The organism is Flagellimonas sp. L-11, from assembly GCF_056857735.1.
On sequence record NZ_JBSXNR010000073.1, the window covers coordinates 1 to 13,934 of the forward strand.

General features: G+C 43.0%; 11 protein-coding genes and 1 tRNA gene. 9 read left to right on the plus strand and 3 right to left on the minus strand.

Annotation, left to right across the window (positions count from 1 at the left end):
• Positions 1 to 420: 420 nt before the first annotated feature.
• Positions 421 to 503, minus strand: a tRNA-Leu gene (locus tag AC13CC_RS14540).
• 228 nt (positions 504 to 731) lie between these two features.
• On the opposite strand from AC13CC_RS14540, the gene AC13CC_RS14545 reads away from it, so the two are divergent.
• The 3 genes from AC13CC_RS14545 (at position 732) to pth (ending at position 3,053) form a co-directional block, all read left to right on the plus strand.
• Positions 732 to 1,673, plus strand: a complete 942-nt coding sequence (locus AC13CC_RS14545; protein WP_293166890.1) for a ribose-phosphate pyrophosphokinase — start codon at positions 732 to 734, stop codon at positions 1,671 to 1,673.
• A gap of 19 nt (positions 1,674 to 1,692) precedes the next feature.
• Positions 1,693 to 2,334 carry a 50S ribosomal protein L25/general stress protein Ctc gene (locus AC13CC_RS14550; RefSeq protein WP_326276928.1) on the plus strand — a complete coding sequence of 214 codons (642 nt, stop codon included), beginning with the start codon at positions 1,693 to 1,695 and terminating at the stop codon, positions 2,332 to 2,334.
• A gap of 89 nt (positions 2,335 to 2,423) precedes the next feature.
• Positions 2,424 to 3,053, plus strand: coding sequence for an aminoacyl-tRNA hydrolase (gene pth, locus AC13CC_RS14555; RefSeq protein ID WP_482878004.1), 630 nt, complete (start codon positions 2,424 to 2,426; stop codon positions 3,051 to 3,053).
• Position 3,054: 1 nt separating this feature from the next.
• Here pth and AC13CC_RS14560 read toward each other — a convergent pair whose 3' ends face one another.
• Positions 3,055 to 3,741, minus strand: coding sequence for a hypothetical protein (locus tag AC13CC_RS14560; protein WP_326276926.1), 687 nt, complete (start codon positions 3,739 to 3,741; stop codon positions 3,055 to 3,057).
• Complete coding sequence (locus tag AC13CC_RS14565; protein WP_482878005.1) at positions 3,738 to 7,532, minus strand: zinc-dependent metalloprotease; 3,795 nt, start codon at positions 7,530 to 7,532, stop codon at positions 3,738 to 3,740. Before AC13CC_RS14565 ends, AC13CC_RS14560 begins: the two co-directional genes overlap by 4 nt.
• Positions 7,533 to 7,590: 58 nt before the next feature.
• On the opposite strand from AC13CC_RS14565, the gene AC13CC_RS14570 reads away from it, so the two are divergent.
• From AC13CC_RS14570 to AC13CC_RS14595, 6 genes are all read left to right on the plus strand, one after another.
• Positions 7,591 to 8,520: a bifunctional riboflavin kinase/FAD synthetase gene (locus AC13CC_RS14570; RefSeq protein WP_326276924.1), complete on the plus strand. Its 930-nt coding sequence runs from the start codon at positions 7,591 to 7,593 to the stop codon at positions 8,518 to 8,520.
• Entirely contained in the window at positions 8,521 to 9,837 is a 1,317-nt protein-coding gene (locus AC13CC_RS14575; RefSeq protein WP_326276923.1) for an HTTM domain-containing protein, read from the plus strand.
• A 50-nt stretch (positions 9,838 to 9,887) separates the two neighbouring features.
• Complete coding sequence (serS, locus tag AC13CC_RS14580) at positions 9,888 to 11,159, plus strand: serine--tRNA ligase (protein ID WP_482878006.1); 1,272 nt, start codon at positions 9,888 to 9,890, stop codon at positions 11,157 to 11,159.
• A gap of 282 nt (positions 11,160 to 11,441) precedes the next feature.
• Positions 11,442 to 13,178, plus strand: a complete 1,737-nt coding sequence (locus AC13CC_RS14585) for a tetratricopeptide repeat protein (RefSeq protein WP_482878007.1) — start codon at positions 11,442 to 11,444, stop codon at positions 13,176 to 13,178.
• A 117-nt stretch (positions 13,179 to 13,295) separates the two neighbouring features.
• Positions 13,296 to 13,613, plus strand: a complete 318-nt coding sequence (locus tag AC13CC_RS14590) for a DUF4286 family protein (protein WP_326276920.1) — start codon at positions 13,296 to 13,298, stop codon at positions 13,611 to 13,613.
• Between the two features lie 3 nt (positions 13,614 to 13,616).
• Complete coding sequence (locus tag AC13CC_RS14595) at positions 13,617 to 13,925, plus strand: gamma-glutamylcyclotransferase family protein (RefSeq protein ID WP_482878008.1); 309 nt, start codon at positions 13,617 to 13,619, stop codon at positions 13,923 to 13,925.
• Positions 13,926 to 13,934: the final 9 nt, after the last annotated feature.

Sequence of the window (13,934 nt, forward strand, 5' to 3'; positions counted from 1 at the left end):
GTATCCAATAAAATGCTCAGAACTGTCTATGGTGTAATCCAGAGTCGAAAACCATATGATATGAACCATATTTGTAATGACCCAAGACAATTGAATTGAAATATTCAGGATTTTATTTGGTTTTTAATAGAGTATATAAATGAGTAGGGGAAGAAGCGTTGGCTTTATGCCGTAGTCTTTTGATGGAAGTATTTTACGAGTTTACCTTGCGTGTATATTGTATGATAATAAACTTCCCTTACGAAGAAGTAAGGTCGTGATTAGATAAAGTTTATTATTCTGATAGTAAATTCATAGGGTTTAAAAACAAATAGAAGAATTTAACATCAATAAAAATGTTGCCTTCAAAATAGCAAAATGTTGTACCTATGTTGTACCAAGTCATAAAAAAAGCCGAGATTTTCATCTCAGCTTTTTTAGTACCGAAGGCGGGAATCGAACCCGCAAGCCTTGTGAGCAATGGATTTTGAATCCATCGTGTCTACCAATTCCACCACTTCGGCATACTTTTTTTCCCTTCTCAAATTTGGATTTTGAATCCAGCGCGTCTACCAGTTCCGCCACCAAGGCATTGGCACCACATTTTTTAAATGCGAGTGCAAAGCTAAAAAATATTTTTTATTTATCACCAAAAAATACTTTGATTTATCCTTTAGCAACCCGAATTAATTCTTAAATTTGCACCTCCTTACAAAAAAGTACTTTAAAACGCTAGTTAACAAGAGATTGTAATGGCATATCAAGTTCCGGAACCTAAAATTTTTGCTTGCACCCAAAGTGTAGAACTGGGCAAGAAAATCGCTGCTTCTTATGGTGCAGAATTGGGAAAAGTCCAATTCTCACGCTATAGCGATGGTGAATTCCAGCCATCGTTCGAGGAGTCCATTCGGGGAGCCAGGATTTTTATCATCGGCTCTACCAATCCAAGCTCGGAAAACTTGATGGAAATGTTGTTGATGTTGGATGCTGCCAAAAGAGCTTCCGCCAGGCACATTACGGCCGTAATGCCCTATTTTGGTTGGGCCAGACAAGATAGAAAGGACAAGCCACGCGTTCCGATCGCCGCAAAGTTGGTCGCCAAAATGTTGGAGACCGCTGGCGCAACAAGGATAATAACCATGGACTTGCATGCAGACCAGATCCAGGGCTTCTTCGAAAAGCCAGTGGACCATTTGTTTGCCTCTACCTTGTTCCTACCCTATTTAAGGGGACTTAATTTGGACAATTTGTGCATTGCATCCCCCGATATGGGCGGTTCCAAAAGGGCTTACGCCTATTCCAAAGCTTTGGAATGTGATGTAGTGATCTGTTACAAGCAACGGGCCAAGGCCAATGTAATTTCGCACATGGAACTTATTGGCGATGTTCAGGGCAAAAACGTAGTTTTGGTGGATGATATGGTCGATACTGCCGGCACACTTACCAAAGCCGCCGATTTGATGATGGAAAGAGGAGCCGAGAGCGTACGTGCCGTTACAACACACGGATTGTTGTCCGGCAAGGCATACGAAAGAATAGAAGAGTCAAAATTATCGGAACTGATCGTTACCGATTCCATTCCGATTGATCACGACAAGGAAAAAATAAAGGTATTGTCTTGTGCCGACCTTTTTGCAGATGTTATGCACCGGGTACATCACAACACGTCAATATCTTCAAAATTTTTAATGTAAATCAATTTAATATATAACAATGAAGTCAATTACAATCAAAGGATCCCAAAGAGAAAGCGTGGGCAAGGTTTCTACCAAAGCCTTACGTAATGCTGGAAAGGTCCCTTGCGTGCTGTACGGAGGGGATAAACCAGTGCATTTTTCAGCAGATGAAATCGCGTTCAAAGACTTGGTGTACACCCCAAATGCGCACACCGTGGTAATTGAATTGGAGGACGAAAAATTTGCCGCCGTACTACAGGACATTCAATTTCACCCTGTAACGGACAACATCCTCCACATCGATTTCTATCAATTGTTCGAAGACAAACCAATCACCATGAGAATCCCGGTACGTTTGGAAGGAAACTCCCCTGGGGTGAAAAATGGTGGGCGCTTGCTGTTTAGAAAGCGAAAGCTCTCCATTAGAGCATTGCCCGATTTACTTCCCGATTTTATCACCATTGATATTTCCAAGTTGAGAATCGGTCAAACCATTGCCGTGGAATCCATTCTAAACGACGATTACACGTTCTTACACCCAGATAGTACCGCTATCGTTCAGGTTAAAGCTTCTAGAACTTCTGTTGATGATGAGCTAGAAGATGAAGAAGATGAAGAAGGTGTAGAAGGAGAAGCTACCGAAGGTGGCGAGGCCCCTGAAGCCGAAGCTGCAGAATAGCACCTTGAAAGATTTGTAAGAGCATCCCTTTTTTACCTTGGTAAAAATTTGGGATGCTTTTGTATTTTTAGACAAATGGAACAAAGTAGATGCTCAATATTATCAAACAGCTTTTTGGCACATCAAGACAACTATTGCAAGAAACTGACCCTATGAAAAAATTTTTAATTGTCGGCCTTGGGAATATTGGAGCCAAATATGATGAAACCCGTCACAACATAGGGTTCAAGGTTCTTGATTATTTGGCCGAGCAAGAAGGCTTTACTTTTGAAAGTGCCAAGTTGGGAGCCGTGGCCACCTTTAAGCATAAGGGAAAAAGCGTAGTCTGCCTAAAACCATCCACCTATATGAACCTAAGTGGCAAAGCTGTAAAGTATTGGATGGACAAGGAAAATATAAGCCTGGACAATATTCTCGTCGTTACGGATGACATCAACCTTCCCTTTGGCTCCATTCGCCTTAAGGGCAAGGGCAGTGATGGTGGACATAATGGACTGAAAGATATTCAAAATGTGCTACAGACTACCAAATACAACCGTTTTAGATTTGGTGTAGGTTCCGATTTTAGCAAAGGTAACCAAGTTGATTATGTTTTGGGCAAATGGGACGACGAACAGCAAAAAGCCATGCCGGACCGACTGAAAAAATCTACAGATCTTATACGCTCGTTTGTGTTTGCCGGTGTAAAAAACACCATGAATCAATTCAATGGCAAATAGTTTAAAGCACTTTAAAGTCAAACACCCCCGAATCGGAACTATTCCCCTCTAAATCCGTTGTGACCACCCTCCAATAATAAACAGTTCCAGATTCAACACCTACCGGTATTTCCATGGTGCTTGCATTAGTGAGCCCAACTGATGTTGTCGGTGGATCGGTATCCGAAAAGAGCACTTCAAAAGATTCAATATCGTTATCCACATCTGCACCGGACCATTCCAAAAGTACTTCGTTTGCAATATCCTTTTGCACCGTAGAGCCCGATGTTGGGCTTACCAATTGCGCAGGAAAAGGTGCATAGGTGGTTTGTGCACCTGCATTATAGAACAACCAGGTTGCACTGGAGGCTATTTGATCTGATGCTGAGTTCCGAGACGTTACGGACCAAGCATAAGGCGTTCCCTTAGTTATGGTAAGACTTGCGGATGTGGATGAGGTGGATATATTTTGCGGGACATTGGTGTCCAAATTTACAACGCTCAATGTATAGCTTTCCGTATTATCGGACGCCATCCACCTAAATGTGACCTGAGTGGATGTTTCGCTGATATCGGTTCCTGTAGTGCACTCAGAATTTTCTTCGGGAAACACCAACGCTGCACCCTTTGGGGCGGGTGGTGGACCATCATCTCCCCCACAAGAAACCAACAAAGCCACTATGGACAGCCTAATTATATTCCGAATCATCTTTTTACAAGTTTAAACATTTCTTTTACCCCCGCTTTTTCAACACCCAAATAATAAATTCCTTTGGGGAGGTTCGACAAATCCAACTGTAAATCATTGCCATAAACCTTTCTGTTATCGGTTCGAACCAATCTACCATTGGCAGTAAATATTTGTATGCCTACATCTCCTTCATAGCCCGCCAAATAAACCTCGGTAACGGCATCTACCGGGTTTGGTGAAATAATGGGCCTTGAAGAGTAGAACAGTGTCTTTTCAACCATGCCCTGACATGGCAAGTTTGAATACACCCTTAATGTATTGACACCTTCCTTTAAAGCAAGTTGAACTTTGGGTGCTTCGGTCTGTGTTACCAATCCATTGAGCTCGACATTATAAAATGAAGCCCCATTCAAATCCACGTTCACAATACCTGAATCTATCACCGCATCCATATCCAGCACATCGGGCTGGGTAATCATGGCATCAAAACATATTTCTTGATAGCTAATCGTTCCATTGGTTCCTGTAATACAAAGGGAATATTCTCCTGCAGATAAATTGGCAAAGGTTTGGGAGTTTGTAAAATCAAAGGATTCCGTACCATTGGCACCATCCAAAACTGCAGTATAGGTAATGGAGGTATCAAAAGGGTTTACCGTTATTGATCCATTGTTGCTGCTTCTACAGGTTTCACTTTCAATTTCGATTTCAAAATTATCCGAAGCAAACCTATAAACGGCACAGCCGTTGGTATCCACTTCCGCACCTTTGGGCGTTCCCAAACAAAGGTCGTCCCCATCATCAAAAACACCATCCTCGTCCTCATCTGGACGGTAGTTCCCTTCTATACAAACATCCAAAGAGAAACCTATCAAGGTCCCCCCATCACTTGCAGCAGTATCCTGTATTTCCAATACCCACTCACCCAATATGGATTCTCCCTTTAATGATGCCAATGACCCTAGAGGTGTTACCGTTCCAGAAATGGCAGGATTATCCCCGCATGTTACGGGGCTCCCATCATCATCAAAAACCGCGTTGATGTTATTCGCCTCTCCACAAGTGTTCGAAATTAACGTTACCACGGTTCCCTCCGGGGATGTAAGGGTAATGATCAAATCCTCCACATAGGTATGGTCCAACTCCAAGTTTACATTCACATCTGAAATGGGCAAATCTTCTACAAATAGAACCGATGTGGTAACGCTTGGCGTTCCTGAAGCTGAAATGGCAAGCGGCAAATCGTTAGGTTCCCTATTTTTACAGTCCACTTGCGCAGTAACAAAACTGAAAGTGGTTCCAAAAGTTCCTGTTCCACATCCGTTGTTCGGCCTAACCCTCCAAAAATACTCGGTTTCCGGCTCCAGATTCGTGGCCCTGTAATTGGTGAAGGGTATGTTGGCCGACTCTACAACATCAACAAATCCAGCATCTGTTGCCACTTCCACATCGTAACTTGAGTACAATGGGTCTTCCTCCCAGTTGAGTTCTGTATCCAAAGAAACTCCGACTTCACCATTAGCGGGAGACAACATTGCTACATCGGAAAAAGTGCCATCTTGTACCGATAGGGTAACAACCACGCTTTTGGTCACCGATGCGGAAGTAGCATTTACAATAATATCGTAAACCCCGGGGGCAACACTATTGGTATTGGATAAGGTCAGGTCCACAGCGGTTTGATCGGCACTGGCCTCCGTCGGGGAAAAGTTAGCTGATAAACCCGCTGGCACATCTGCCGAAAATGTAGCGGTTTCGTTGAATCCGGCGTATGTTTCGTACACAAAGGGAATCACTATATCATCCGGTTGACAAACTTCATGTTCCAACGTTTCAAAATTTAGGACCACTTCGGATTGTTCAATGGTAAAGTCAGTGGCGTTTACGGCAAAAAATACATTGTCGCTTGCCTTCACCATAATTCGAGCAGTTTCCGTAATATCCGCTGGCAAAAGCACTTCTTCGGAACCATCATTAACGGTGTTTTCCAATAAGGTGATCGGATAGGTCAAACCTCCGTCCAATGAAAGAAAAATAGCTACATTCTGGGCGTTTATGGGAGCAACATCGGTATTGGCCACGTCCCATGTAATTTCTTGGACCGATCCTGCCTGATAGACCTCACCGGCTGCTTGGGAGGTAACCAAAAAAGGACCGGAGGCCTTAATGACCTTGACATCCAATACATCGGAAACTACCTGTCCCCCTCCCGCTGCATTGTCCCGAACAGTAAAGGCAAACCTAAGGTTTCGTTCTATATCGGAAACGGTTTCCCATGCACTTCCGGTAGCGGGGTTGGTTTGCGTTAAATTTCCCTGGGCCACTTCCGATAGCCTTGGGAAATATCGTGTGGGCTCCATGGAGGGTGGCACCGATCTAAAATTCGCACCGCTTGGATTGGTGGATCCAAAAGATGAGGTTGTCACCACACCATCATCAATTTGTTCCCAAGTATAGGTAAGTACATCCCCAACATCGGGGTCGGTGGCAATACCTTCCAGAACAAAAGCCGTCCCCTTTGGAATCGTAAAATCATTGACCGGGGTAAGTACTGGCGGCGAATTTACCAGTGCTTCGGTTTGCGCACATGAGGTTGTCGCGAGGTACGTAGCTATCTGAAGAATGCTATTGTAATGAAAATAATCGTCTCCTTGAGATGTTACATTATTGCCTTCAACAATTCCCGCATACCCCATTATTGTGGAACCACTTGCAGGTTCTGCTTGCACCCCGGTTCCTTCGGGTTCGAACGACCATGTATGGTTGGCCCCAAATTGATGGCCGAGCTCATGGGCCACAAAATCCAAATCGTATCCATCTCCTTGCGGATTAAATGCTGATGAAAAAGCACTTCCTTTTCTATTATCCACACAAACTGAAGCAATAAACCCTGCATTTCCATTATCCAAGCCTTCGTTCACTTTATGAAAAAGATGACCTACATCGTAATTTTCCTCTCCGATAAAGGAAGTTATGGTGGACTGTACCTCCGAATTTAAACTACTATCATAAGGATCCGTATTCGCATTGGTAAAGATGATTTCATCGTTGTCTGGAACAAGCTCCAATGTAACGCCCAAATCCGTTTCAAACACTTCGTTAACCCGTGTTAGTGTAGCATTGATTCCCGCTAGGGCATCCGCAATGGTGCCGCCCATTTCTTGGGTATATTCTCCCGATGCGGAAATCGCAATTCTGTATTTACGCAACACTTGATCATCCACCAAAGGAACAATGGTCTTTGCCGTAGTGCCCGATGACTTGCTTCCTGTACCGAATAAATCCTTGCTGGTCTCGCAGATAAAATCCATTTTTGAGGAAAGACCATCCTCTTTATCATACAAAACATAGGCATTCGGTTTATTGGAAACCGGCTCCATAAAAGCTGTTTTGTTGTCCTGCAAATCCACCAACATAGTTTGAATACCTTTGTGCGAACTACTTAGCTTCACTTTATATCTACCATCGGAGCTCACCCCCGTGTACGATTTGATATTCGGATATTTCTTGGCAAGATCAGGGTGCAGCACAGAGGTTTCCTTCAAATGGAACGGAACAATAACCCCTTCGTTGTTAGGCAGATAAACAATTTTTCGATTCGTTTTTGCTGATGAAAAAGGTTTCATTTCCTTTAAAAAACCTTCCCTATCCAAGGACAAAACCTTCTTGGCACCTGAAATATCTGTCAGGGAAGCACTTCGCAGATCAGACTGTTTGGGAATGCTTTTCCAATAACCTTGCTGCCCGTAAATGCAAAAGCAGTTAAAAAATATGGCTATTGAAAAAACAAAATGTAATTTAGCTTTCATACACGGTTAGGGCATAGTATAATTTCAAATGTAAGCCTTTTTTTATTTCTTTATTGCGTTGGAAACAATCCATAACATTTCTGATTTTAAGCACATTCCGCACCATACAGTGGTAACTATCGGCACTTTTGATGGTGTACATCTTGGGCACCGCAAGATATTGGAACGTCTCACAAACAATGCCAAAAACACGGGGTTAAAATCCACAGTGCTCACTTTTTTCCCCCATCCACGCATGGTTCTGCAAAAAGATGTGGACATAAAACTGTTGAATACCCTCGAAGAGAAAAAACAGATTTTGGAAACTTTGGGGCTGGATTATTTGATTATTCACCCCTTTACCAAACAATTTTCAAGGCTCTCAGCTATAGATTTTGTAAGGGATATCCTCGTAAACAATATCAAATCAAAAAGAATCATCATAGGGTACGACCATAGGTTTGGACGCAATCGAAATGCCAACATCCAAGACCTTATTTCCTTTGGCAATACCTTTAATTTTGAAGTGGAAGAGATTCCGGCCCAAGAAATTGAGGATGTTTCCGTAAGTTCCACAAAAATTAGAAAGGCGCTTTTGAAAGGCGATGTGGAAACCGCCAACAACTACCTCAGCTATGCCTACATGCTCACGGGAACGGTAAAAAAAGGCAAAGGTTTGGGCAAAGATTTTGGCTTTCCAACGGCCAATCTCCATATAGCCGAAGCATACAAACTCATCCCTAAAAATGGTGCCTATGTGGTAAAAAGCAACATCGATGGAAAAGAGTATTTCGGGATGATGAACATCGGCTTCAACCCAACCGTGGATGGTTCTAAAAAAAGCATAGAAGTCCATTTTTTTGACTTTGATGGAGACCTGTACGACAAAAAAATCCAGGTGGATCTGTTACACCGCATTAGAGACGAGCATAAGTTCAACTCCGTTGAAGAACTAAAGGAACAATTAAAGAAGGACAAAAACCATTCATTGGGTCTAATCTCCAAATAAATGCTGAGCCAATTTCTATTTAGGAAGATTGACAATGCACAACTTGTGGTTTTCAGAGTGTTTTACGGGCTTTTGGTCAGCGCGGAATGTTATGGCGCCATAGCTACTGGTTGGGTGCGTAGAACCTTGGTGGAACCAAAATTCACCTTTTCCTTTATCGGTTTTGAATGGTTACAACCCTTGCCGGGCAACGGCATGTACATTTATTTCGCCGTAATGGGCACTTTGGGACTTTTGATCGCTCTTGGGCTCAAATATCGCTTTAGCGCATTGGCTTTCGCAGTATTGTGGTCAGGGGTGTATCTGATGCAGAAAACATCCTACAACAACCACTATTATTTGCTGATGTTGCTCGCCTACATTATGGCATTTCTTCCCGCCAACCGAGATGCATCTTTAGATGCAAAATTAATCCCCAATCTACGTTCGCAAACCATGTACAACTGGGTTCGATGGACCATCATCCTGCAACTCTTCATCGTGTACACCTACGCATCGGTGGCCAAACTGTATGCGGATTGGTTGGATTTTAGCATGATCGAAGTGTTGATGGGCTCCAAAAAGGACTACTATGTGATCGGCGACCTCCTCCAACAAAAATGGGTACATAAAATAGTAGCGATTTTCGGTATTTGTTTTGATTTGCTGATTGTACCCGCCCTGCTTTGGAAACCCACCCGAAAAATTGCCTTTGTGCTGTCCATTTTCTTTCACTTGTTCAACAGCATCGTCTTTCAAATAGGTATTTTTCCTTACCTATCACTTGCGTTTACAGTCTTCTTTTTTAAACCACAGACCATCAGAAACATTTTTCTTAGAACCAAAAAGATACTGCCAGAGACCAAAATCATCATCCCTAAAACAAAAAAAATAGTCTTAACGGTTTTGGGCATCTACTTCCTGTTTCAATTGGTTTTGCCCCTGCGCCATCATTTCTTTAAAGGTGATGTGCTCTGGACCGAAGAAGGCCATCGGTTAAGTTGGAGAATGATGCTACGCAGCCGTGGCGGAAGCATCTCGTACAAAGTGGTGAACGCAGAGACCAAAGACACGATCAAAATCAACCTTAACGATTATCTCACCACAAAACAACAACAACGGGTTGCTTGCTATCCCGATTTTATTTGGCAGTTTGCACAGCACCTAAAAATAGAATATGCCGAAAAAGGCCAAAACATTCAAGTTTTTGCAGAGAACAAGGTCAAGGTAAATCAAAGGCCCTATCAACAATTTATTGATCCCAAAGTGGATTTGGCCAGTGTTACGTGGAAACATTTTGCCCATAACGATTGGATTCTGCCCGCTCCCAAGGAATAAAGTTGGGCACTTCTCAAGATTGAATTAAATTTGCGCCTCAAAACAAGGCTATGCTTCAAATACAGAATATCAGGGAAAACAAGGAAGGTATCATTGCCGCCTTAAAAAAGCGAAACGTCGATGCTGAACCTATGATAGCAAAGGTGTTGGAACTCGACGAAAAAAGACGTTCCATCCAAACCGAACTGGACGCTACCTTGGCCGAATCCAACAAACTTTCCAAGGAAATTGGCATGCTTTTTAAAACAGGAAAGGCACAAGAAGCCAATGTCCTTAAAGAAAAAACCGCTGGACTCAAAGAAACATCAAAAACATTAGGGGACGACCTAAACACTACTGCCGATGAATTGCAGCAGCAATTGTATTTGATTCCAAACGTTCCCCACGAGTCCGTTCCAGCTGGCAGTACAGAAGAAGACAATGAAGAGATTTTCAAAGAAGGAGACATCCCAACATTGCCCAAAGAAGCACTTCCGCATTGGGAATTGGCAAAAAAATACGACATCATCGACTTTGAGCTTGGCGTAAAAATCACAGGAGCTGGTTTTCCAGTTTACAAAGGAAAAGGTGCCCGCTTGCAGCGTGCCTTGATCGCTTATTTTCTGGACAAAAATGCCGAAGCGGGCTACACCGAAATGCAAGTGCCGCTTATGGTCAACGAAGACTCCGGTTATGGAACAGGCCAATTGCCCGACAAAGAAGGCCAAATGTACCACGTACAGGCCGATAATCTGTACCTTATCCCAACCGCCGAAGTACCCGTGACCAACTTGCACCGTGGGGATTTGTTGGCAGAGAGTGATTTTCCTATCAAATATACCGGCTACACCCCCTGTTTCCGTCGCGAAGCAGGTAGCTACGGGGCACACGTTCGTGGTTTGAACCGTTTGCACCAGTTCGATAAAGTGGAAATCGTGCGATTGGAACACCCCGACAATTCATATCAAGCCTTGGATGAAATGGTGGAACACGTAAAAAATATACTGCGCGAATTAAAATTGCCATACCGTATTTTGCGTCTTTGTGGTGGCGATTTAGGCTTTACCGCTGCCCTTACTTTTGATTTTGAAGTGTTTTCCACGGCACAGGACCGCTGGTTGGAAATCAGTTCCGTGTCCAATTTTGAAACCTTTCAGGCCAACCGTTTAAAACTTCGTTATAAGGATGAAAACGGAAAAAGTCAATTGGCCCACACCTTGAATGGGAGCGCTTTGGCCTTGCCAAGGGTGTTGGCGGGAATCTTGGAAAATTATCAGACCGAGGAAGGCATAAAAATACCGGAAGTACTGGTGCCGTATTGCGGTTTTGACACCATCGCTTAAACATTTCAGCCATTTATTTGGATTCGCTTAACAGAATCCCCAACATTTCTGCGTTATATTTGAAATAAACCACTATGGATTTGAAATCCACGGTTTTTTATTTTTTGAGTACAAATTGTCATCCATACATAGTGGAGCGACGAGGAATCTTATAATTTTTAATTTGGAATGGGATTCTCACTATGCTCGAAATGACAAGATACCCTTAGTTATTACTAGATCATAAATATGCCTTTGCAACGTCTTTTATTTCTCATATTGATTTTATCCAGTTGTATTGGAATGGCTCAAGAAGATTTCTTGGCCAAACAATACTTTCAGGATGGTGATTATGAAAAAGCCATGGTGTTCTACGAAAAATTGGTGGAGACCAATCCAAGGCGCACGGATTATGCCGAAGGCTTGGTGGCCTGCTACCAACAATTGGAACGTTATGATGATGCCGAGGCATTTTTACTTCAAAAAATAGAGGACAGCTACGCCTTTCCCACTTTTTACATTGAATTGGGGTACAATTTCACGCTAAAAAATGAAGCTGAAAAGGCGAATGCCTACTACGATAAGGCCATCAACAAAATCGAGGACAACCCAAACTATGGGTACAGCGTAGGCTATCGGTTCCAAAAATATGCGCTGCTGGATTATGCCATCCAGGCCTACACAAAAGCGATGGAACTGAAGCCGGACCTCAACTACGATTTTCAGTTGGCGCGCATCTATGGTGAGCAGGGCGACATCGCAAAAATGTACCAATCCTACCTCAATCTTATCTGGGAAGGACGAACATCGCGCTCCAACGTACTTCGGAACATTGATGATTTCATCTCCGAAGACCCATCCGACGAAAACAATGTCTTGTTGCGAAAAGTACTGCTTCAAAATGCACAAAAAGCGCCCGATATTCTCTGGAACGAGCTATTAAGTTGGCTTTTTGTTCAACAAAAGCAGTATAGTAGTGCCTTTGGCCAAGAAAAAGCCATTTACAAACGAAGCGAAGGCCAGTCCGTAGATAGACTGGAAAACCTGGGAAGCATAGCTTTGGAGGATAGGGATTTGGAAACCGCCACATCCATCTACGAATTTATTGTGGACAATACCGAAAACCCACGGACCAAACTTAATGCAGAGCTTAGCTTAATTGACATTGCTTTGGAAAACCCCACGGAAAAAGTATTGAAAGATGTTGAAAAACAATTTCAGGACTTGGTGGAAACATACGGCAACCAGAGCAGAACCCTTCAACTACAAATTGCCTATGCCAATTTCTTGACATTCAAAAAAGAGCAGCCCGAGCCTGCTATTGCGATGCTCAAACAAAGTTTGGAGCTGCCAATGGGCCGAATTACCATGGCCTATATAAAGCTCGCTCTTGGCGATATTCTGGTGTTCGATCAAAGATTCAACGAGGCCCTGATCTTATTTACCCAAGTGCAAAAAAGCATGAAGAACGATGTGCTAGGGCAAGATGCCCGTTTTAAAGTGGCACAGACCAGTTTTTATAAAGGGGATTTTGATTGGGCGCTCACTCAACTTAAAGTACTGAGAAGTTCCACATCCCAGCTTATTGCCAACGATGCCATGCAGTTGAGCCTTTTAATTTCTGACAACTCCCTCGAAGATTCCACCCAAACCGCCCTTAAAAAATATGCCAGAGCAGACCTGTTGGCCTATCAAAATAAAAACAAGGAAGCCATAGACGCCCTTGAAGATATTTTACAAAACCATAAAGGGGAAAAAATCGAGGACGAAGCTTTGCTGAAACAAGCGAAAATCCAAGTTGAACAGAAAAATTATGAAAGTGCCGAGTTCAACTATCAAAAAATAGTGGAGTTCTATGCTGATGGCATTTTGGCCGATGATGCACATTTTGCTCTTGGAGAGCTGTATGAGAACTTTCTGAACGAACCCGAAAAAGCGAAAAATCATTACGAAAAAATCATCTACAATTATCAGGACAGTTATTATTTCCCCCAAGCGCGTAAGAGTTTTAGAAGGTTGCGTGGGGATGCGATCAACTAATCCCATTGTCATCCCCCCTTCTACAATTTGTTAAGCACAAATTCCGGCGGGAAACTTATAAAAGGATTTCCCAAAAAATAGACTAATTTTCACCCTTATTAAACTAAAAGAAACCGAATGCTCATATACAACGTTACCATCAATATAGACGAAAGTGTCCACGACCAATGGTTGGATTGGATGAAGGACAAGCACCTGCCCGATATGCTCGCCACAGGAAAATTTACGCACGCCAAAATGGTAAAAGTCTTGGTGGAAGAAGATATGGGAGGTATCACCTATTCGGTACAATATACCACTGAGAACAGGGATACATTGGAAGCGTATTACAAAGAGGATGCAGAACGCTTACGTGGCGATGCCCAAAAAATGTTCCCCAATAAATTCGTCGCCTTTAGAACGGAATTGGAAGTCATCAGTCAACAAATACCTTAGTCTTTGGAGTATCTGTTTTCCTACGGAACGCTTCAAGACCCGCAAGTGCAGGAGCACATTTTTGGTCGCTTGCTGACTGGAAAGCCCGATACAGCCCTTGGTTTTAAAAAACTGGAAAATGCTGTTTATGGTCGTTACCCTCTGGTTGTCAACACAAAGAACCCTGAAGATAAAGCAGCGGGAATGGCCTATGGGGTTAACGATGCGGACCTTGAAAAAGCAGATATTTACGAGACCAGTGCTTACAAACGGGAAAAATTCCCCTTGGAATCTGGTGACGAAGCTTGGATCTATATCGAAAATTCCAACTAACTTGCAAAA